Below are 17,721 nucleotides of genomic sequence, written 5' to 3' on the forward strand. Positions count from 1 at the left end.
TCTCCTCAATCGATTGATCCCGGCCCCGAGGTCTGCGTCGGCCGGCCGCCGAGGATGCCCTCGTAGTCGGGCACCGGTTTGCCGATGACGGTGCCGCCGTCGACGATCTCGTACTGGCGGAGCTCGTCGCTATGGGCGCTGCCGCGCACCTTGACGACGGCCATGACGCGCTTCAGGCGGCTATCGACTTCGATGTAGCGCTGGACAATGATGGCATCGGTAAGAAAGGCCGAGCCGTAGGGCGAAAAGCGCAAATCGGTGTAGCGGTCTTCGAGTTCCGAGGTCATCAACACCGTTACGCCGAGGCCGGAGAGCACGGCAACCATGCGAAACAGCGACTCGCGGAAGTCTTCCCGGAAGCTCGGCGCGACCGCTAGTTCAAAGCCGGACAGCGAGTCAATCACCACCCGGCGGGCTTGCATCTGGTGGATGAGGTCGACCAGGCGTTGGACGATCTCGTCGATCGACAAATCGAGCGCCCGGGTGTTGATCAGCCCGAGTTGTCCGGTGCCGACCATGTCGTTGATGGTGCGCGTCCGCGACTGACTCGGTGTTTGTTCAAATGCGACCATGATCCCCGCTTCACCGAGGCGCACTCCTTCGGCCAGGAAGGCCGTGGCGAGGATGGTCTTGCCCGATCCGGAAGGCCCGGCGACGAGTAGCGAATAGCCGGCCGGCAAGCCGCCGCCCAGCATGTCATCGAGGCCCGGGACGCCCATGCTCAGGCGCTCTTTGCTCGCCACCGCCTGGTTGGCGTCGTCCGGCGTTCCTCGGTCATCGCGAACGATTGCCGCCGGGAATACTTCGAAACCATCGCCGGTGATGCGGAAGGTGTGCATTCCCGGGCGGGTTGCCTGACCGCGCATTTTCAGTATCTGCAGCTTGCGGACCATCGAGTTGCGCGAGATGTGCTGCTCCAGCGCGAGCAGGCCATCGGCCACGGTGAATATGGCCGGCGGAGGGCCTTCCGAGACATATTCGCCGATCAGGAAGGTGGTTGCCTGCCAGCCGGTGAGATGCGTGCCGAGTTGCTGGATGAATTGCTGCAGATTCAGCTTGTCCTGCGCCTGACGCCCTGCCTCGAGCATGACCGAACGGAATGAATCGACGAAGACGAAGGCCGGAGAGTAGGCTTCGACTTCCGCCGCAATGCGGGCCAGTACTTTGTCGAAATTGCCGATCGACACGTCGTCGCTCAAATTGACGAAATGTATTGCGGTATTGATCTTGCCGGCGTCGAAGAACGAGAACTGCTGCTGGTAGCGCAGCATCTTCAGCGGTGGCTCGCCGAGCATGGTGAAGAATAGCGCCGGCCGCTCCGGCGTGGCCAGAGCGAACATGATCTGGTGGGCCAGCGTCGTCTTGCCCGAGCCGGGCGTTCCGACAATCAGGTTGAATGAGAATTCCGGCAGGCCGCCGCCCAGTATCGCGTCGAGCCCGGGTACCCCGGTGGCGAGTTGCTGGATGGTCACTTTATCGTTCATGGTGCGTTCTCCTGTTCACTTGCCGGTGGCAGCGGCGCCCAGATCGGGGCCAGTAGCCGGCCGGATAAGGACTCGCCGATCAAGCTGGTCAGTAATTCGGTGAAGGTCACCAACAGGGCTTCGCTGGCTTCGATGGCAACTGCCGCCTCACATCGGGCGAGGCGTACCTGCAGACTGGCCAGTAGTTCGGTGTTGTTGCCGACATGTCCAGCCGTCACCAGGCAGGGGAAGGCTTGGCCTGCGACATGGAGCGACCGGCGGAGCAGGACGTCGACACCTTGGCCACCGATGACGGGGGTGAGCCGCAGGGTCGCATCGTGCCAGGTGCTGACAGCGGCTTTGGCGATCGCTTGGGCATCGGTGGCATCCCCCGCTCGCAGAACCAGTGTTCGCATGATGGTTTCATGGTTCATGTCGGTATCCCTTTTCGATATCGGAACGGGGGGCGGTAACCGCGCTGTGCGATGTCTTGCTCGGCCGGATTTTTTGTCATTCTCTTTGATCGCCATTAATCAATCTGTGCGCTTTCACACATGGCGAAAACCGCTGGCCAGAACGTTTTCAGCGGGGGCGGGGCGCTTATTTCAATAAGCCGCGAAGTCGTGCTTCGATTCGTGTTTTTTTGCAAAATACCGAAGTCATTGGCTGGCGCAGTTCCCTGCCCAGGCTGCTCTGGGCGCTACCGTACAGAGAATGCCGGAGCAAACGACTAGGCTGCCGGTGATCGTTATTTGATCTGTTTCCCCAACGATCCCCCAGCCAAAGCAAGGATTTATCATGAGAAAAATACCCGGAATAAAGGCCGCACAGCAGGTTCCGGTCGCCGCCGAGCGCCAGGTAAGCTTGGCCAACGCGCAGCGTCATGCGATTAGCGGCCTGTTTGCCGCCTACCAGGAGGTGCACGCGCAGGCCAGCCGGAAGACCCTCGTTGCCGAGAGCACTGCCGAAGTGACTGGCCAAGCCGCGATCGACGAAGAGCGTACCGACCGCAACGTGGCCGGTAATATCGGCCTGCTGGCTGCCCGTGGCTGAGGGCAGCCGGACATGCCCAATTCTTTTCCGACGCGGCGGTCCTTGATCGGCTGATTGATCTATCGCGTAGACCGCCGTGCTGATTCATTCAAATGCCGGCCGGGCGGGCCGTTGACAGTTCGTCCGGCTAAAGCGCGATCTACCGCGGTCCGTCAATTCAAAACAAAAGTACCGCCCTGGCGATGAATAATGAGGTTTGCCGGTTGGCCTGTGGCCGAACTTTCATCACTCGCTGTTGAGCTGTATCATGTACAGAATTCTGCAACCAAAGACAGTGAGGCTCGCCATGTCAATCTCCGCCAGTGACATCGTTCCCTTCTCACAAGCCCGCGCCAATCTCTCTGACCTGGCCGATCAGGTCAAAGCCGGTGCCGAGAAGATCATCACCAAGAACGGGGAAAGCTATGTCGCGCTGATCGATTCGGACCGACTCGACTACTACCATCAGCTCGAACGCGAACGCATCCATCTGCTGCTCATCGACGCAGCCGGCAAAGGGCTGGACGATGTCGCAGCCGGCTACACCAAGGATGCGCGTAGCGCTCTGCAAGCCATCAAACGCAAGCGTCTCGCCAACACGGTGGGCTGAGCGTGGCAGGCAAGACCTCATCCCCGGTCACCGTCAAGCTCACAGCCAATTTTGAGCGCAACCTCGAGGAAATCGAGCAATTCCTGAACGCTGCCGAAGCAGCGCTGGCCTATGACGGATTGCTCGATGAACTTCTGGCAACCGTTATCCCCAATCTTGAACGTTTTCCGGCAATCGGGCGTTCGTTCCTCGAGCGCCCGGTTCGCTCCGTCGAAACCAGCAACGGGATCGACCTGCTGCGCGGCAAGTTGCGCAAAATCGGGGCAGATGCCGAAATCCGCGAGTACGTGTTGCAGCACTACTTGCTGCTTTACGCCGGCACCGACAAGGAAGTTTTCCTGCTTGCCATCCGCCACCACAAACAGCTTTCGTTCGATTTTCAGACATTGTGGTAGCAGACTGACTGGCTAATCGGAGCTCGCGTATAAAGTTGCATGAATTCAGGTTAACTCCGAAGTAAGGCGGCATAAATAGGCCATTCAGTAAGGACCAGTTGATGAACACACTTTCCCCCACTTCCGCGATAAAAACCTTCGTTATTGGACCAATCGGCGACAGGGATGCTGTGGATGGCAGCCAAGCTCGCCTGGCCTATGAAGAAGGCATTCAAGTGTTTGAAGATGTCATCCAGCCTGCTTGCACGGCGTTTGGGCTTGAGGCAACTCGTTCCGACATGATTGCGCGCTCTGGAGAGATTCCTGAGCAGATTTTTCGGCAGATTCGCGACTGCCCTGTTGTCATTGCTGACCTGACAGGCGCGAATCCGAACGTAATGTACGAACTTGGACTTCGTCATACGACCGGAAAGGTTACCGTACAGATTGGTGAGAAAGGGCGCCTTCCTTTCGATGTGGCAGCCATCCGGACCATCATGTTTCGGCGTACTGAGGCTGGATTGGTGCAGGCTCGAAAAGATCTTGCTAAGGCACTGGCAGCGAATCTTGATACTGGTGGCGATCCGGTAACCGCAACCCGCATCTGGTTTGAGGCAGCGACAGCCCACCAAGACCGGGCTGAAGAACTGATGGAGAGTTCTGGAGAGATTGAAGAGGAAGAGCCGGGCTTCCTTGAGCTTCTGGTGGAAATGGAGACAGGCACGCAATCGCTCGTTCAGACAATGCAAGCGGCAACATCCATCACCGAGGACATCAGCTCCGCTTATTTGGAAGCAACTCAGAGCATACGGGAAGCTGACGCAAGAGGCGGTGGTGCAGCTGCACGGCTGACTATAGCTGACCAGACGGCAACGAAGCTTGATGCGCATGCCTCGAGACTAGAGGTCGTATCTGGAGAATATGCCTTAACAGTTGATCGCATTGAGCCTGGCATCCAGTTCGTTCTTGGTAGGCTGGCAGATGATCCAGAGCAGCTCACCGAAATTCCAGATTTTCCTTCTCAGATCGGAGTCCTCTGCTCGGCTGCAAAGCAAACTAATGAAGGGGCACTGGCAATGCGCGCCAACGCGCTAAAGATTGGAAAAGCGTCTCGTTCGTTGAAGCGAGTTGGTCAAAGACTTGCATCCTCGTTCAAGCGATTTTCGGACGCTTCGAGTCGAGTTGCAGGGTGGATTGAACTGGTTAATAAAATACCGAGTCAGTCATCAAATACAAACCCAACCATCTCGGATGGAGGCCAAAGGGGTACTTAGCCCTTCCCTTCAGGCGAGGTTAGCGTGCTGCCGGTTCGGGTCTTTCCCAGGGTGGCACGGGATCGAACTCGCTTTCCAGTTCGGCGAGAAAGGCCCTGACCTTGGGCGCCCGGCTCCGGCTGGGCGTGTAGCAGGCGTAGAGGAACTGGCCGAGGCGGGTGATCGGCTGGTAATCGTCGAGAATGGTTTGCAGCCGGCCTTGGGCCAGTTCCGGCCGGCAGACATAGGTCGGCAGGATGGCCAGGCCATGGCCGCCGAGCACGGCGTCGTGCACGCAATCGACACTGTTGAAGTGGAACTTGCTGCTGACCGGGACACTGATTTCCTCGCCGTTGTGATCCTGCAGGCGCCAGATCCGGCCGTCGGCGGTCGGCAGGTAGCTGAAGCACTGGTGTTCGGCCAGTTCCTGCGGTGTTGCCGGTTCGCCGTGGCTGGCCAGATAGGCCGGCGTGCCGACGATCACCCGTTGCAGGCTGACCAGCTTGCGCGCCACCGCGTCTTCCGGCGGCGCCTTGGTCATGCGCAGCGCCAGATCGATGTTGTCGTCGACCAGATCGACCAGTTGGTCGGTGAGGACCAGTTCGCAACTGAGTTCCGGATAGCGGGCGACGATGCGCGGAAAGAGCGGGGCGATATACATCCGGCCGAAGGTGATCGAGGCGCTGATGCGCAGCAGGCCGCGCGGCGCGTCGCCCTGATTCTTGACGGCGATTTCGGTGCTCTGGATGGCCTCCAGCGCCCGTAGCGCGTGTTGATGGAAGATTTCGCCGGAGGGCGTCAGGCTGAGCCGGCGGGTCGAGCGCTCGAACAGGCGGACGCCGAAGGCGCGTTCGAGTTCGCCGATCTGCTTGCTGATCTGCGCCCGGGTGCAGTCGAGACGCCGCGCTGCGGCGGCCATGCTGCCGGCCTCGACGACCTTCACGAAACTTTCCCAACTACTTAACCAGGCCATTTTGTCAATAATCCGTTGACGGTATGACAAGAATTATGGGCTATTTGACAATGGATTTAACAACTATAGTTCGGCGAAATCGTCGTTACCTTTTATCTCTGGAAAACAAGCCATGCTGCGTACATTAAGCCGCCCCGATGTGATGCTCACCACCCTGGCCGCTGCCGGCATCCTGATGGTCACCATGGGCGCGCGCCAGTCGCTCGGCCTCTTCATCAGCCCGCTCGATGCGACGACCGGCCTGGGCATTGCGACGATCAGCCTGGCGCTGGCCGTCGGGCAATTCGCCTGGGGTGCCATCCAGCCGGTAGCCGGGGCCGTGGCCGACCGCTTCGGGGCGCGTGCCGTGCTGATCGGCGGCCTGCTGGTACTGGCCGTGGGTAGCGCGATCACGCCGTTCATGAGCACCGGTTTCGGCCTGATCATCTCGCTCGGCCTGCTCTCGGCGATGGGCTCGGGGGCCGGCAGCTTTTCCGTGCTGATCGGTGCAGCGGCGCAGCGTCTGCCGATCGAGGCGCGCGGTGCGGCCTCCGGCGTAATCAATGCCGGCGGCTCGTTCGGCCAGTTCGTCTTTGCCCCGATCATGCAGAAGCTGATCCAGTCGATCGGCTGGATGGGTGCGCTGTGGGCGATGGCGATGATGGTGTTGGCCGCGCTGCCGCTGGTCGGCAAGCTGACCGGGCCGACGGCGGTTGCGCCGGCCAAGCACACGCATGAAGACAACGGCCTGCGCCATGCCATCGTCACGGCGATGCAGGACCGCAGCTACCTGCTGCTGCATGCCGGCTTCTTTACCTGCGGCTTCCATATCGCCTTCCTCGTCACGCACCTGCCGGGCGAGGTCAATCTGTGTGGGTTGCCGCCGGCGGTAGCCAGCTGGTCGCTGGCGATCATCGGGCTGGCCAATATCTTCGGCAGCCTCTACGCCGGCGCCTGCATCTCGAAGTACCGCAGCAAGTACGTGCTGGCCGCGATGTACGCCTCGCGCGTCGTCCTGGTCGGCCTGTACCTGCTGATGCCGCGCACCGAACTGACCTTCTACCTGTTCGCCGCCGGCCTCGGCTTCACCTGGCTGGCCACGGTGCCGCCGACCGCCAACATCGTCGGCAAGCTGTTCGGCGTCCGCTATCTCGGCACCTTGTTCGGCTTGACCTTACTGTCGCACCAGATCGGCGGCTTCCTCGGCGCCTATCTCGGCGGCCTGGCCATCGTCCAGTTCGGCGACTTCGGCTGGATGTGGTACGCCGACATGGTACTCGCCGGGCTGGCGGCCATCGCCAATCTACCTATCCGCGAGGCACCGGTGCAGCCTGCACTGGCCCCGGCCTGAACTGAGGAGCATGCGACATGAGCAATTTTCGTCTGGATATTTCGGTGGATGCATTGAACGAGCGGGGTGGCGAATACCTGCCCGGTTATCTCGGCATCGAGATGGTCGAATTGCAGCCCAATTCCTTGCGCAGCCGGATGCCGGTCAAGAAGCTGCATTTCGCGCCCAACAATTTCCTGCACGCCGCCAGTGTCGTCGCGCTGGCCGACACCACCTGCGGCTACGCGACGATTGTCCATCTGCCGGAAGGGGCCGAGTCCTTCACCACCATCGAGCTGAAGAGCAACCACCTGGGCACGGTCACCGAGGGCAGCATCGCCTGCGTTGCCACCGCCCAGCACCTCGGGCGCAACACCCAAGTTTGGGATGCCGTGGTGACCGACGAGGCGAGCGGCCGCAAACTGGCGCTGTTCCGCTGCACGCAGATGATTCTCTGGCCGCGCAGCCCGAAAGCCGCGGCGTAGGGCGAGCGTTAGCGCGCTCGGGCGCTGGTCGCCGCCGGCAATTTCACTCGAATTCGACCAGCACGTCGCCGGTCTGGACATGCTGGCCGGCCTTGACGTTGACCGCCGCGATCACGCCGGCCAGCGGGGCGGTGATGTTGGTTTCCATCTTCATCGCTTCGAGCAGCAGCAGTGGGTCGCCAGCCTGGATGCGGCTGCCGGCGTCGGCGAAAATCTTGACCACGGTGCCGGAAACCGGGCTGCGGCAGACCTTGTTCTCATTGGCCAGCGGCGCCGGCGAGCCATGGACGGCCAGTTCGGGCGGGGCGCTGCCGGCCAGTCTGGCCGAGCCGACCGGATAGGCTGGCGGCAGGCTGGCGTGGTCGGCTTCGGCAACTTCGACATCGACCTCGTAGGTCTTTTCATCGATGGTGATTCGTAGTTTCACGGTTGCTTCCAATCAATGAAGGCGGTGCGAGGCATGTACGCCGATGCGGCCGACCTGGCCCCAGGCGCTGGAGTGCACCAGGCGCACCTGGCGAATGTGGGCGTGCACGCCGAGAAAGGCGGCGACGGCTGCCGAAATGGCCAGCAAGGTTTCTTCGCTGGGGGCCGAATCGGCCGCCGCCACGCCTTCGCTCATCCGCTGTTCGAGTTCGTTTACCCGGCGATTGAGGGCGCCGATCTCGGCGCGCATCTGCGCGATCAGGGACAACAGTTCGTCTTCCGTTTGCTTGCTGGTCATGGTGGCAATCCTAGAGCGGTATCAAACCGTGTTTCTTGTGTGGCCGGGGCACCCGCTTGATGCGCAGGTACTCAAGCGCCTGGGCGATGTGCTGGCGGGTCAGGGCCGGTTCGATGACGGCATCGACCAGCCGCTGTTCGGCGGCGACATAGGGGTTGGAGAAAGTGTCGCGATAGCTGGCGATCAGCTCGGCCCGCCGTTGCTCCGGGTTATCGGCCTCGCCGATCTCCTTGCGGAAGACGATCTCGGCCGCGCCTTCGGCGCCCATCACGGCGATTTCGGCGGTCGGCCAGGCGAACACCCGGTCGGCATCGAGATCCTTGCCGCACATCGCGAGGTAGGCGCCGCCGTAGCTCTTGCGCAGGATGATGGTGATCTTCGGCACGGTCGCCGACGAATAGGCGAAGAGCAGCTTGGCGCCATGGCGGATGATGCCGCCGTACTCCTGTTCGACGCCCGGCATGAAGCCCGGGACATCGACGAAGGTGACGAGCGGGATGTTGAAGGCGTTGCAGAAACGGATGAAGCGCGCCGCCTTGGTCGACGCATCGATGTCGAGCACGCCGGCCTTGACCGACGGCTGGTTGGCGACGATGCCGACCGAGGCGCCGCACACCCGGGCAAAGCCGACGACGATGTTCATCGCATGGCCGGCCTGGACTTCGAGGAAATCGGCGTCATCGACGATCGCCGCGATCACCGTCCGGACGTCGTAGCCCTGCTTGCTTTCCTCGGGCAACAGCGTTTCGAGCAGCGGATTGGCTTCGATCAGGTAATCGCCCTCGACCAGCGGCGGATCTTCGAGATTGTTGGCCGGCAGGAAGGCGAGCAGTTTGCGACAGAGCGCGATGGCGTGCTGATCGTCGTCGGCGATGAAGTGGATGACCCCGGAGTGCACCATGTGCGCATCCGGCCCGCCGAGTTCCTCGGCCGTGACGCTCTCGCCGGTGACCTGCTTGATGACCTGCGGCCCGGTGATGAACATCTGCGCCTGGCGGGTCTGGATGATGAAGTCGGTCAGGGCCGGGCTATAGGCCGCGCCGCCGGCGCACGGCCCGCAGATCAGCGAGATCTGCGGCACCGCGCCGGAGAGCAGCACGTTGGCGTGAAACACCTTGCCGTAACCGGACAGCGAGGCGATCCCTTCCTGCACCCGGGCGCCGCCGGAATCGTTGATAAAGACGAAGGGCGAGCCGGTCTTCAGCGACGATTGCATGATCTCGGCCACCTTGATCGAATGCGTCTCGCCGGCCGAACCGCCGGCCACCGTGAAATCCTGGCTGGCCAGATGGACCAGCCGGCCGCCGACCGAGGCCGCGCCGGTGATCACGCCATCGGCGGCAAAGACCTTGTCGGCCATGCCGAACAGCGTCGCGCGATGCGTGGCGAACTGGCCGACTTCCTCGAAGCTGTCGGCATCGACCAGCGCGGCGACCCGTTCGCGGGCGGTCAGCCGGCCGGACTGGCGATGCTTCTCCTGCTTCTCGGCGCCGCCGCCGAGGGCATTCACCGCGCGGCGGCGGCGCAGTTCGGCAATCTTCTCTTGCATGGTGCTCATGGTTCGTCCTGTCTATTCGCTGACCGGCGTCACCGAGACCCGGTGCGAGCGGCCGTTCAGTTTGACGTCGTAGGTGATCGGGCTGCGCAGCGGGGCCGCCTCGCCGACCGGGCTGCCGGCCGGGACGGCGGGCGGCGCCGGGTCGACGCCGAGGTTCTTCGGGCCGAGGGCGCGGCTGGCGAAGAAACCCGGGGCGACCTGCGGGAACATCGCGTAGGTCAGGACGTCTTCTTCGCTGCCGTCGCAACCCGGCAAGGCCGTCGCCGCAGCCTGCAGGGCGCCCCACTCGGGTTGCAGCAGATCGGCCGGGCGTTGTTCGATGGGCGGCTTGTGGGCGTGCTGTTCGGCCAGGGCGAGGACCGCCGGGTCGCGCTCGCCCGGTGCCTGGCCGTAATAGCCGAGCATCAGGTCGGCGAATTCGCTGGACATCACTTTGTAGCGGCCCATCAGCACATTGAACACGGCCTGCGTCCCGACGATCTGGCTGGATGGCGTGACCAGCGGCGGAAAGCCGGCATCCTCGCGGACCCGCGGCACTTCGACCAGGACTTCGTCGAGGCGGTCTTCCGCCTTCTGCTGCTTCAGTTGGCTTTCCATGTTGGAAATCATGCCGCCCGGGATCTGGCTGTCGAAGATGTCGGTCTCGACGCCGTGGATGTTCGACATGAAAGCCTGGTAGCGCGGCCGCAGGGCGGCGAAGTGATCCTTGATGCGATGCAGGCAGGCCTTGTTCAGGCGGGCTTCGTAGCCGGTGCCGTCGAGCATGGCGACCAGGCTTTCGGTCGGGTTGTGGCCGGGGCCGAGGCTGAGCGAGCTGATCGCGGTATCGACGCAGTCGGCGCCGGCTTCGATGGCTTTCATCAGGGAGACCAGCGTGACGCCGGTCGTCGCATGAGTATGGACGTGAATGCGCACGCCTTCACCGCAGCGCGTCTTGATGCCCTTGACGATGTCGTAGGCCGGCTGCGGCTTGAGCAAGGCGGCCATGTCCTTCAGACAGATCGAATCGCAGCCGAGGTCGACCAGTTGTTCGGCCATTGCGACGAAGGTTTCGGTGGTGTGCAGCGGACTGACCGTGTAGCAGATCGTCCCCTGGGCATGTTTGCCGTTGCGCCGTACCGCCTGGACCGAATGGCGGATGTTGCGGATGTCGTTGAGGGCATCGAAGACGCGGAAGACATCCATGCCATTCTCGGCCGCCTTGTCGACGAAGCGGTCGACCACGCCGTCCTCGTAATGCCGGTAGCCGAGCAGGTTCTGGCCGCGCAGCAGCATCTGCAGCCGCGAATTGGGCAGCAACTTGCGAAAGACGCGCAGCCGTTCCCACGGGTCTTCGTTGAGGAAACGGATGCAGGCGTCGAAGGTCGCGCCGCCCCAGCATTCGACCGACCAGTAGCCGGCCTGGTCAATGTCGGCGCAGGCCGGCACCATGTCGGCCAGCGCCATCCGGGTCGCCAGCAGACTCTGGTGCGCGTCGCGCAGGCACAGCTCGGTGATGTCGATTGTTTTGGTCATATGCAGCTCAATTCCTCAACGGGCGCCGCCAATGGAGCGTTCTGGCGCTAGATGGGCCAGTATGCACCGCGGATCGGCAAGATGCCAACGGCCCGCTTTCCCGGGCGGCGAGCCCGGATTGCTCGCCGGATAAGCTTTCCGGGATAAGGCTAGGGCCGGCCAGTTTGCGAAAAGTTCTTTTTATCGGTTCGTCGGGAATTGATTCATGATTGCGCGGTCAGACGCGCTCTGCTTTCACCATCAACCATCCAAGGAGTTCTCGATGTCCCAATCCGTAACGCTGGGCGGCAATCCGATCGAAGTGGCCGGAGTCTTGCCGGCGAAGGGCGCCACGGCGCCCGATTTTTCGCTGGTCGGCAAGGATCTGGCCGATGTCACGCTGGCCAGCCTGGCCGGCAAGCGCAAGGTTCTGAACATTTTTCCGAGCATCGATACGCCGACCTGCGCCACCTCGGTCCGCAAGTTCAACCAGTCGGCCAACGAACTGACCAATACCGTGGTGCTGTGCATTTCGGCCGATTTGCCGTTTGCCCAGAACCGTTTTTGCGGCGCCGAAGGCCTGGCCAATGTGCAGACGCTATCCACCATGCGTGGCCGTGAATTCCTCGACGCCTACGGTGTCGCCATCAAGAGCGGGCCGCTGGCCGGTGTCGCGGCGCGTGCCGTGGTGGTGCTCGACGAAAACAATAAGGTGTTGCACAGCGAGCTGGTGTCCGAGATCAAGAACGAACCGGACTACGCCCCGGCCCTTGCTGCCCTGGCCTGATCGCCTCAGCCTGGCGCCAAATCACCTTTGCCGGGCAGCCGGCCGGGTGATTTGGCGCCAATCTCTCGCTCAATGAGCAAGCTCTCTTCACCCTCCGCGCTTTCGCCGGTCATGTCGGGCCTCAAGTTGTCCGAACTGATTTCGGCTCTCAGTCATGCGCTGGATATCACCGAAGGCCAGCCGGAAGGGCATTGCGTCCGCTGCTGCTGGATCGGCATGCATATCGGCCGGACCATCGGGCTTGATGAAGATGCCCTGTGGGGTCTCTATTACACGCTGCTCCTCAAGGATCTCGGCTGCAGCAGCAATGCCGCGCGTATCTGCGAGCTCTACCTGACCGACGACCTCGCCTTCAAGCGCGATTTCAAGACGGTCGGCGACAGCCTGCCGCAGGTGCTCAATTTCGTGCTCAAGCACACCGGCCTGAAAGCCGGCCTGGCCGAGCGTTTTCGCAGTGTCATGACGATCATGCGCGACGGCAGCGAGATCGCCCGGGAACTGATCGCCACGCGCTGCCAGCGCGGGGCCGAAATCGCCCGCCTGCTGCGCTTTCCGGAAACCGTCGCGGCCGGCATCTACAGCCTGGATGAGCACTTCAACGGCCAAGGCAAACCGGCAGGGCTTTCCGGCGAGGCGATTCCATTGTTTTCGCGGATCGCGCTGCTCGCTCAGGTCATCGATGTTTTCCACACGGCCGGCGGGCCGCAGGCGGCGCTCGATGAAATCGGCCGGCGTTCCGGCCGCTGGTTCGATCCCCATCTGGTCTCGGCATTCGGCACGGTTGCGGAAAGCGATGCCTTCTGGGCGACGCTGGCTTCGCCGGAAGTCACCGCCGCCATCCTCGAACTGGAGCCGGCTTCCCACGTCGCCGAACTCGACGACGACTATCTCGACGACATCGCCGCTGCCTTCGGCCAGGTGGTCGACTCGAAAAGTCCCTACACCAGCGGCCACAGTGCGCGCGTCGCCCTCTACGCCGACATGATCGCCGAGACGCTTGGCCTGGCGCCCGAACGCCGGCGCTGGCTGCAGCGCGGCGCCTTGCTGCACGACGTCGGCAAGCTCGGTGTCAGCAACAGCGTGCTCGACAAGCCGGGCAAGTTGGACGCCGACGAGTGGGCGGCGGTGCAGGCACACGCCATGTACACCGAGACCATCCTGTCGCGCATCGAATGTTTTGCCGAGCTGGCCAGGGTCTCGGCAGCGCATCACGAGCGGCTCGACGGCAAGGGTTATCCGCGCGGTTTGCTGGCCGCCGAGATCTGCCTGGAAACCCGCATCATCACGACCGCCGATATCTTCGACGCGATCACCGCCGAGCGTCCCTATCGCGGTGCCGTGCCGATCCCGAAGACGCTCGAGATGATGGCCGAGAACGTCGGCACGGCTATCGACGAACGTTGTTTCGCAGCTCTCAAGCAGGCGCTCGACCGCCAGCCGGGCTGATTCCCCCGTAAAATACGGTTTTTCTGAATTCCGGTCCGTCCGGACAAGGTCTCTACTGCATGAATACCATTGAAAAAGTGCCGACTGTCGGCTTCGTCAGCCTGGGTTGCCCGAAAGCCGGCAGCGACGCCGAGCGTATCCTGACCAAGCTGCGCGCCGAAGGCTACGAAATCTCGCCGAGTTACGAGAATTCCGACCTCGTCATCGTCAATACCTGCGGCTTCATCGATGCCGCCGTCGAGGAATCGCTCGACGCCATCGGCGAGGCGCTCAACGAAAACGGCAAAGTCATCGTCACCGGCTGCCTCGGCGCCAAGGGCGATATCGTCAAGACGACGCACCCGTCGGTGCTCGCCGTCACCGGCCCGCATGCCGCCGACGAGGTGATGGGCTATGTCCATCAGCACCTGCCCAAGCTGCACGATCCGTACAGCGATCTGGTACCGCCGCAGGGCGTCCGCCTTACGCCGGACCACTTCGCCTACCTGAAGATTTCCGAAGGCTGCAACCACAGCTGCACCTTCTGCATCATCCCATCGCTGCGCGGCCCGCTGGTCTCGCGGCCGGTCGGCGACGTGCTGGCCGAAGCCGAGAATCTGGCGCGCGCCGGGGTCAAGGAAATCCTGGTTATTTCGCAGGACACCTCGGCCTACGGCGTCGATCTGAAATACCGCACCGCCTTCTGGGGCGGCAAGCCGGTCAAGTCGCGCCTGAAGGAACTGTGCGAGGCGCTGGCCAGCTTCGGCATCTGGGTCCGTTTGCACTACGTCTATCCGTATCCGTCGGTGGACGACGTGATTCCGCTGATGGCCGAAGGCAAGATCCTGCCTTACCTCGACGTGCCGTTCCAGCACGCCAGCCCGAAGATCCTCAAGGCGATGAAGCGTCCGGCCTCGGCCGAGAACACGCTGGAGCGCATCGCCAAGTGGCGGTCGATCTGCCCGGAAATCGTTATCCGCTCGACCTTCATTACCGGCTTCCCCGGCGAGACCGAAGAGGATTTCGATCAACTGATCCAGTTCCTCGAAGACGCCAAGCTCGATCGCGTCGGCGCCTTTGCCTACTCGCCGGTCGACGGCGCCAAGGCCAATGAGCTCGAAGGCCTGCCGCCGGAAGAGGTGCGCGAAGACCGCCGGCGCTGGCTGATGCAGGTCCAGGAAGATATCAGCGCGGCCAAGCTGGAAGCCAAGATCGATACGGTCATCGAAGTGCTGGTCGATGCGGTCGATGAGGAAGGCGTCGTCGCCCGCTCCAAGGCCGATGCCCCGGAAATCGACGGTCTGGTCTATATCGACGGCTTCTTCGACGCCGAACCGGGCGACTTCCTGCAGGTGCGCGTCACCGATGCCGATCACCATGACCTCTACGCCGAGCCTGTCTGAACAACTGGCCGGGATCGTCGGGACGGCTTACGTCCTGACCGATCCGGCCGAGCTCGCGCCTTTCCTGACCGACTGGCGCGGCCGCTACCACGGTCGTGCCCAATGCGTGGTGCGCCCGGCCGATGCCGGCGAAGTCGCCGCCGTGGTCAAGGCCTGCGCTGCAGCCGGCGCGCCGATCGTGGCGCAGGGCGGCAATACCAGCCATTGTGGCGCGGCAACGCCGGACGAGGCGGGGCGGGCGGTGCTGCTCAGCCTGTCCCGGCTGAACCGCATTACTGCGGTCGACCCGCAAAACAACACGATTTCGGTCGAAGCCGGCTGCACGCTGGCCGCCGTGCACGAGGCGGCGCGCGCCGTCGACCGGCTGTTCCCGCTGGCTCTGGCTTCCGAAGGCAGTTGCCAGATCGGCGGCAACCTGTCGACCAATGCCGGCGGCGTCCAGGTGCTGCGTTACGGCAATACCCGCGAACTGACGCTCGGCATCGAAGTGGTGTTGGCCAGCGGTGAGCTCTGGAATGGCCTGCGCGGCCTGCGCAAGGACAACACCGGCTACGACCTGAAGCAGCTGTTCATCGGCGCCGAAGGCACACTCGGCATCATCACCGCCGCGGTCCTGAAGCTGTTTCCGCTGCCCAAGCGGCAGACGACCTGCTGGCTCAATGTGCCATCGCCCAGTGCGGCGGTCGATCTGCTCAATTCGGCGAAGGCGGTTTTCGATGCCCAGTTGACCGCTTTCGAGCTGGTTTCCGACGTCTCGCTCGGGCTGGTGTTGAAGAACATTCCCGAATCCACCCGGCCGACGGAAAAAAGCCCGTGGTACATCCTGGCCGAGTTTTCCGAGGCCGATCCGGCCGCCGTAGAAAACTGGCTGGCGGCCCGACTGGAGCGGAATGAGGTCGGCGACGCCGTGCTCGCCCAGTCCGACAGCCAGGCGAAAAAGCTGTGGGCCCTGCGCGAGAACATTTCGGAAGCGCAGAAGATCGAGGGCATCAGCATCAAGCACGACGTTGCGGTGCCAGTGTCGCGCATTCCCGAGTTCCTGGCCTGGGCTGATGCGGCGCTCAACGCGGCCTTCCCGGGCATCCGCGTCGTTGCCTTCGGGCACGTCGGCGACGGCAACCTGCACTACAACCTGTCGAAGCCCGATGCGCTCGACAACACCGCCTTCATCGCCTGCCAGCCAGCCGTCAATCGCCTGGTGCATGACACGGTGCATGCGCTGAACGGCTCGATTTCGGCCGAACACGGCATTGGCCAACTGAAGCGCGAAGAACTGCTGCGTTACAAAAGCCCGGTCGAAATGGCCTTGATGCGTACGGTCAAGCAGGCGCTCGATCCGCAGGGCCTGATGAATCCGGGCAAGATTCTCTGAATATCGGGCGATTCTAGGAAAGCGGAGTCCGGGGGCAACCGGCTGAGCTCGTCGGATACCATGAACCATGGCGAAGTTATCCCCAAGGCGGTTTTTCGGAGACCGATTCAGTATTGATACGCCGAATTGACCGCAGGTTGGGCGTCAACTTCTATGGCTGGTTGGTGCCCGAGCTGCCCTTGGCTTAGCGATGAAATCCCATATCTTTGATGCCAGCTAGCGTGGCAATTTGTTGGCGTAGTGCCTCGAGTTTCTGAGGCTCAAGACATCCTGAATAGCCAAGAATTGGAGCAGACGGCGACCAATCGGGCGCTGACATTAGAACCAAGCGATCATGGTTCTTAAGCGTAATTTCTAACAAAACTTCAGGATCATTGTCCGCCGTTACGCTGAAGCGGGATTGGATCGACTCTGCGTCGTAAAAAGCGAAAGTACATCCTTTTTTGGTCAGCCATGCGAATCGGTAAATCACGTTGATTCGCTTGCTGCCGGAACAAAACGTGATTTCAACCGGTCGCATCAATAGGGAATAGATGAGAACGATAAAGAACAAAATCTCAAAAGGCACCCACCAGATGAAATTGATTTCCATCTGCGCCATAGAAATAGCAAATGCCACCAGCAGCATGGGCATGAGAATAAAGAACATACCTGCGCCTTCTTGAGGGCGTACCGATATGTGTTCGGGGAGTGAATCCATTCCGGTTAATCTTAAAATTTACGTCGTGACCATGCAATAAAGGCCAAACCAATAATGGCCTGAAGTATCGGATAACCGATTGTTCCAAATGTGGCGGTAACCAATCGGTAGACCCATGACCATCTGCCCGTCGAGAGGCTGGCGGGATCACCAAAATACACGTTGGAGAGGGCATTTATAAGAAACAGGAGGCCGACCGCCAGCCGGATTCGGCTCACATGCTCTGGATCGATTTGTAAGGGATTCACGCAACTCATGCAGGGGGCCATTAATTGATTGCATCCTCCACCCTGCGACGGGTCAAACTGCATATCGGCCTTGAAAGGCTTATTGTCTCTCGATTTTTTTTCAACAAGAACTGCCGGGTTAGAGCGCTGAATCGCCTCCTCTCGTCGTTTAGTAGCTAAAGCAGAAATATTTAATTTTTCGCTCATCTCGGAAGTCATCGAAGCTAAAGGAGTGGAAATCATATCGCATAGAAACTGTCCGCTCCTTGCCGGAAGCACCGGTTCTGGCAAGCGATCAATAAATGCCTAAATATGACTGCGATCATTGACGACGTTGACCGACATCAAGCCTCTGATTTGACATTCGAGTAGTGTTCCCACTGGCAAACTCGACTGAAAAGCGGGGACGCAAAGCTACCGGTCCTCTGACCGCATCAGGTCAAAGACAGCGGGGCTGCCAAGTACCTTTGTGCTTGAACGTTCTCCATCTGTCAGTTGCGAACCTGCCTTTTACGAGCAACACCAACTGAGC

The 17,721-nt window shown here is 61.6% G+C and carries 19 protein-coding genes and 1 riboswitch; of the genes, 10 read left to right on the forward strand and 9 right to left on the reverse strand.

Annotated elements, in window-relative coordinates:
• Positions 1-5: 5 nt before the first annotated feature.
• Both ACLIKD_RS05745 and ACLIKD_RS05750 read right to left on the reverse strand, forming a co-directional pair.
• On the reverse strand, positions 6-1,484 hold the full coding sequence (locus ACLIKD_RS05745) for an ATPase domain-containing protein (protein WP_428827536.1): 1,479 nt from the start codon (positions 1,482-1,484) through the stop codon (positions 6-8).
• Entirely contained in the window at positions 1,481-1,879 is a 399-nt protein-coding gene (locus tag ACLIKD_RS05750; RefSeq protein ID WP_428827537.1) for a hypothetical protein, read from the reverse strand. Before ACLIKD_RS05750 ends, ACLIKD_RS05745 begins: the two co-directional genes overlap by 4 nt.
• Positions 1,880-2,261: 382 nt before the next feature.
• On the opposite strand from ACLIKD_RS05750, the gene ACLIKD_RS05755 reads away from it, so the two are divergent.
• The 4 genes from ACLIKD_RS05755 to ACLIKD_RS05770 all read left to right on the forward strand — a co-directional run bounded on the left by ACLIKD_RS05755 (position 2,262) and on the right by ACLIKD_RS05770 (position 4,753).
• The gene (locus ACLIKD_RS05755; RefSeq protein WP_428827538.1) at positions 2,262-2,516 is read left to right on the forward strand and encodes a hypothetical protein; all 255 of its coding nucleotides are present in this window, start codon (positions 2,262-2,264) and stop codon (positions 2,514-2,516) included.
• A 286-nt stretch (positions 2,517-2,802) separates the two neighbouring features.
• Positions 2,803-3,105 (forward strand): type II toxin-antitoxin system Phd/YefM family antitoxin, encoded by a 303-nt coding sequence (locus tag ACLIKD_RS05760; RefSeq protein ID WP_428827539.1) that lies wholly within the window; start codon positions 2,803-2,805, stop codon positions 3,103-3,105.
• A gap of 2 nt (positions 3,106-3,107) precedes the next feature.
• A complete protein-coding gene (locus ACLIKD_RS05765; RefSeq protein ID WP_428827540.1) occupies positions 3,108-3,500 on the forward strand; it encodes a type II toxin-antitoxin system RelE/ParE family toxin in 393 nt (130 codons plus the stop codon).
• A gap of 101 nt (positions 3,501-3,601) precedes the next feature.
• Entirely contained in the window at positions 3,602-4,753 is a 1,152-nt protein-coding gene (locus ACLIKD_RS05770) for a hypothetical protein (protein ID WP_428827541.1), read from the forward strand.
• Positions 4,754-4,772: 19 nt separating this feature from the next.
• Here the strand turns inward: ACLIKD_RS05770 and ACLIKD_RS05775 are convergent, their stop codons facing one another.
• The gene (locus tag ACLIKD_RS05775) at positions 4,773-5,675 is read right to left on the reverse strand and encodes a LysR family transcriptional regulator (protein ID WP_428827542.1); all 903 of its coding nucleotides are present in this window, start codon (positions 5,673-5,675) and stop codon (positions 4,773-4,775) included.
• Between the two features lie 142 nt (positions 5,676-5,817).
• Here ACLIKD_RS05775 and ACLIKD_RS05780 point away from each other — a divergent pair, with 142 nt between their 5' ends.
• Together ACLIKD_RS05780 and ACLIKD_RS05785 are read left to right on the forward strand one after the other, a co-directional pair.
• On the forward strand, positions 5,818-7,035 hold the full coding sequence (locus tag ACLIKD_RS05780; protein ID WP_428827543.1) for an MFS transporter: 1,218 nt from the start codon (positions 5,818-5,820) through the stop codon (positions 7,033-7,035).
• A 17-nt stretch (positions 7,036-7,052) separates the two neighbouring features.
• Positions 7,053-7,499, forward strand: a complete 447-nt coding sequence (locus tag ACLIKD_RS05785) for a PaaI family thioesterase (RefSeq protein WP_428827544.1) — start codon at positions 7,053-7,055, stop codon at positions 7,497-7,499.
• Between the two features lie 43 nt (positions 7,500-7,542).
• Here the strand turns inward: ACLIKD_RS05785 and ACLIKD_RS05790 are convergent, their stop codons facing one another.
• Genes ACLIKD_RS05790 through ACLIKD_RS05805 form a run of 4 tightly spaced genes read right to left on the reverse strand, consistent with a single transcriptional unit; the run spans position 7,543 to position 11,296 of the window.
• Positions 7,543-7,926: a biotin/lipoyl-containing protein gene (locus tag ACLIKD_RS05790; RefSeq protein WP_226419358.1), complete on the reverse strand. Its 384-nt coding sequence runs from the start codon at positions 7,924-7,926 to the stop codon at positions 7,543-7,545.
• Positions 7,927-7,938: 12 nt separating this feature from the next.
• Positions 7,939-8,223, reverse strand: a complete 285-nt coding sequence (locus ACLIKD_RS05795; protein ID WP_226419359.1) for a hypothetical protein — start codon at positions 8,221-8,223, stop codon at positions 7,939-7,941.
• 10 nt (positions 8,224-8,233) lie between these two features.
• Entirely contained in the window at positions 8,234-9,772 is a 1,539-nt protein-coding gene (locus tag ACLIKD_RS05800; protein ID WP_428828363.1) for an acyl-CoA carboxylase subunit beta, read from the reverse strand.
• A 21-nt stretch (positions 9,773-9,793) separates the two neighbouring features.
• A complete protein-coding gene (locus ACLIKD_RS05805) occupies positions 9,794-11,296 on the reverse strand; it encodes a methylmalonyl-CoA carboxytransferase subunit 5S (protein WP_428826542.1) in 1,503 nt (500 codons plus the stop codon).
• A 262-nt stretch (positions 11,297-11,558) separates the two neighbouring features.
• Here ACLIKD_RS05805 and tpx point away from each other — a divergent pair, with 262 nt between their 5' ends.
• From tpx to ACLIKD_RS05825, 4 genes are all read left to right on the forward strand, one after another.
• Positions 11,559-12,062 (forward strand): thiol peroxidase, encoded by a 504-nt coding sequence (tpx, locus tag ACLIKD_RS05810; protein WP_226419361.1) that lies wholly within the window; start codon positions 11,559-11,561, stop codon positions 12,060-12,062.
• A 72-nt stretch (positions 12,063-12,134) separates the two neighbouring features.
• Positions 12,135-13,508, forward strand: coding sequence for an HD-GYP domain-containing protein (locus ACLIKD_RS05815; RefSeq protein WP_428827545.1), 1,374 nt, complete (start codon positions 12,135-12,137; stop codon positions 13,506-13,508).
• A 59-nt stretch (positions 13,509-13,567) separates the two neighbouring features.
• Positions 13,568-14,890, forward strand: coding sequence for a 30S ribosomal protein S12 methylthiotransferase RimO (rimO, locus tag ACLIKD_RS05820; protein ID WP_226419363.1), 1,323 nt, complete (start codon positions 13,568-13,570; stop codon positions 14,888-14,890).
• Positions 14,865-16,262: an FAD-binding oxidoreductase gene (locus ACLIKD_RS05825; RefSeq protein WP_428827546.1), complete on the forward strand. Its 1,398-nt coding sequence runs from the start codon at positions 14,865-14,867 to the stop codon at positions 16,260-16,262. The genes rimO and ACLIKD_RS05825 overlap by 26 nt, the downstream gene beginning before the upstream one ends.
• A gap of 184 nt (positions 16,263-16,446) precedes the next feature.
• Here the strand turns inward: ACLIKD_RS05825 and ACLIKD_RS05830 are convergent, their stop codons facing one another.
• Together ACLIKD_RS05830 and ACLIKD_RS05835 are read right to left on the reverse strand one after the other, a co-directional pair.
• Positions 16,447-16,962: a hypothetical protein gene (locus ACLIKD_RS05830; RefSeq protein WP_428827547.1), complete on the reverse strand. Its 516-nt coding sequence runs from the start codon at positions 16,960-16,962 to the stop codon at positions 16,447-16,449.
• Positions 16,963-16,973: 11 nt separating this feature from the next.
• A complete protein-coding gene (locus ACLIKD_RS05835; RefSeq protein ID WP_428827548.1) occupies positions 16,974-17,396 on the reverse strand; it encodes a hypothetical protein in 423 nt (140 codons plus the stop codon).
• Between the two features lie 165 nt (positions 17,397-17,561).
• Positions 17,562-17,651: riboswitch (cyclic di-GMP riboswitch) on the forward strand.
• Positions 17,652-17,721: the final 70 nt, after the last annotated feature.

The organism is Azonexus sp. IMCC34842 (assembly GCF_050368855.1).
In the GTDB taxonomy this organism is placed as follows: Bacteria; Pseudomonadota; Gammaproteobacteria; order Burkholderiales; family Rhodocyclaceae; genus Azonexus; species Azonexus denitrificans_A.

What these genes read in the sequence shown, in the direction of transcription:
- ACLIKD_RS05825 (WP_428827546.1), top strand. Translation starts at nt 14,865, where the DNA reads ATGACCTCTACGCCGAGCCTGTCTGAACAACTGGCCGGGATCGTCGGG.
- ACLIKD_RS05745 (WP_428827536.1), bottom strand. Translation starts at nt 1,484, where the DNA reads ATGAACGATAAAGTGACCATCCAGCAACTCGCCACCGGGGTACCCGGG.
- ACLIKD_RS05830 (WP_428827547.1), bottom strand. Translation starts at nt 16,962, where the DNA reads ATGGATTCACTCCCCGAACACATATCGGTACGCCCTCAAGAAGGCGCA.
- ACLIKD_RS05755 (WP_428827538.1), top strand. Translation starts at nt 2,262, where the DNA reads ATGAGAAAAATACCCGGAATAAAGGCCGCACAGCAGGTTCCGGTCGCC.
- ACLIKD_RS05785 (WP_428827544.1), top strand. Translation starts at nt 7,053, where the DNA reads ATGAGCAATTTTCGTCTGGATATTTCGGTGGATGCATTGAACGAGCGG.
- ACLIKD_RS05750 (WP_428827537.1), bottom strand. Translation starts at nt 1,879, where the DNA reads ATGCGAACACTGGTTCTGCGAGCGGGGGATGCCACCGATGCCCAAGCG.
- ACLIKD_RS05770 (WP_428827541.1), top strand. Translation starts at nt 3,602, where the DNA reads ATGAACACACTTTCCCCCACTTCCGCGATAAAAACCTTCGTTATTGGA.
- tpx (WP_226419361.1), top strand. Translation starts at nt 11,559, where the DNA reads ATGTCCCAATCCGTAACGCTGGGCGGCAATCCGATCGAAGTGGCCGGA.
- ACLIKD_RS05835 (WP_428827548.1), bottom strand. Translation starts at nt 17,396, where the DNA reads ATGAGCGAAAAATTAAATATTTCTGCTTTAGCTACTAAACGACGAGAG.
- ACLIKD_RS05815 (WP_428827545.1), top strand. Translation starts at nt 12,135, where the DNA reads ATGAGCAAGCTCTCTTCACCCTCCGCGCTTTCGCCGGTCATGTCGGGC.
- ACLIKD_RS05780 (WP_428827543.1), top strand. Translation starts at nt 5,818, where the DNA reads ATGCTGCGTACATTAAGCCGCCCCGATGTGATGCTCACCACCCTGGCC.
- rimO (WP_226419363.1), top strand. Translation starts at nt 13,568, where the DNA reads ATGAATACCATTGAAAAAGTGCCGACTGTCGGCTTCGTCAGCCTGGGT.
- ACLIKD_RS05795 (WP_226419359.1), bottom strand. Translation starts at nt 8,223, where the DNA reads ATGACCAGCAAGCAAACGGAAGACGAACTGTTGTCCCTGATCGCGCAG.
- ACLIKD_RS05800 (WP_428828363.1), bottom strand. Translation starts at nt 9,772, where the DNA reads ATGCAAGAGAAGATTGCCGAACTGCGCCGCCGCCGCGCGGTGAATGCC.
- ACLIKD_RS05805 (WP_428826542.1), bottom strand. Translation starts at nt 11,296, where the DNA reads ATGACCAAAACAATCGACATCACCGAGCTGTGCCTGCGCGACGCGCAC.
- ACLIKD_RS05760 (WP_428827539.1), top strand. Translation starts at nt 2,803, where the DNA reads ATGTCAATCTCCGCCAGTGACATCGTTCCCTTCTCACAAGCCCGCGCC.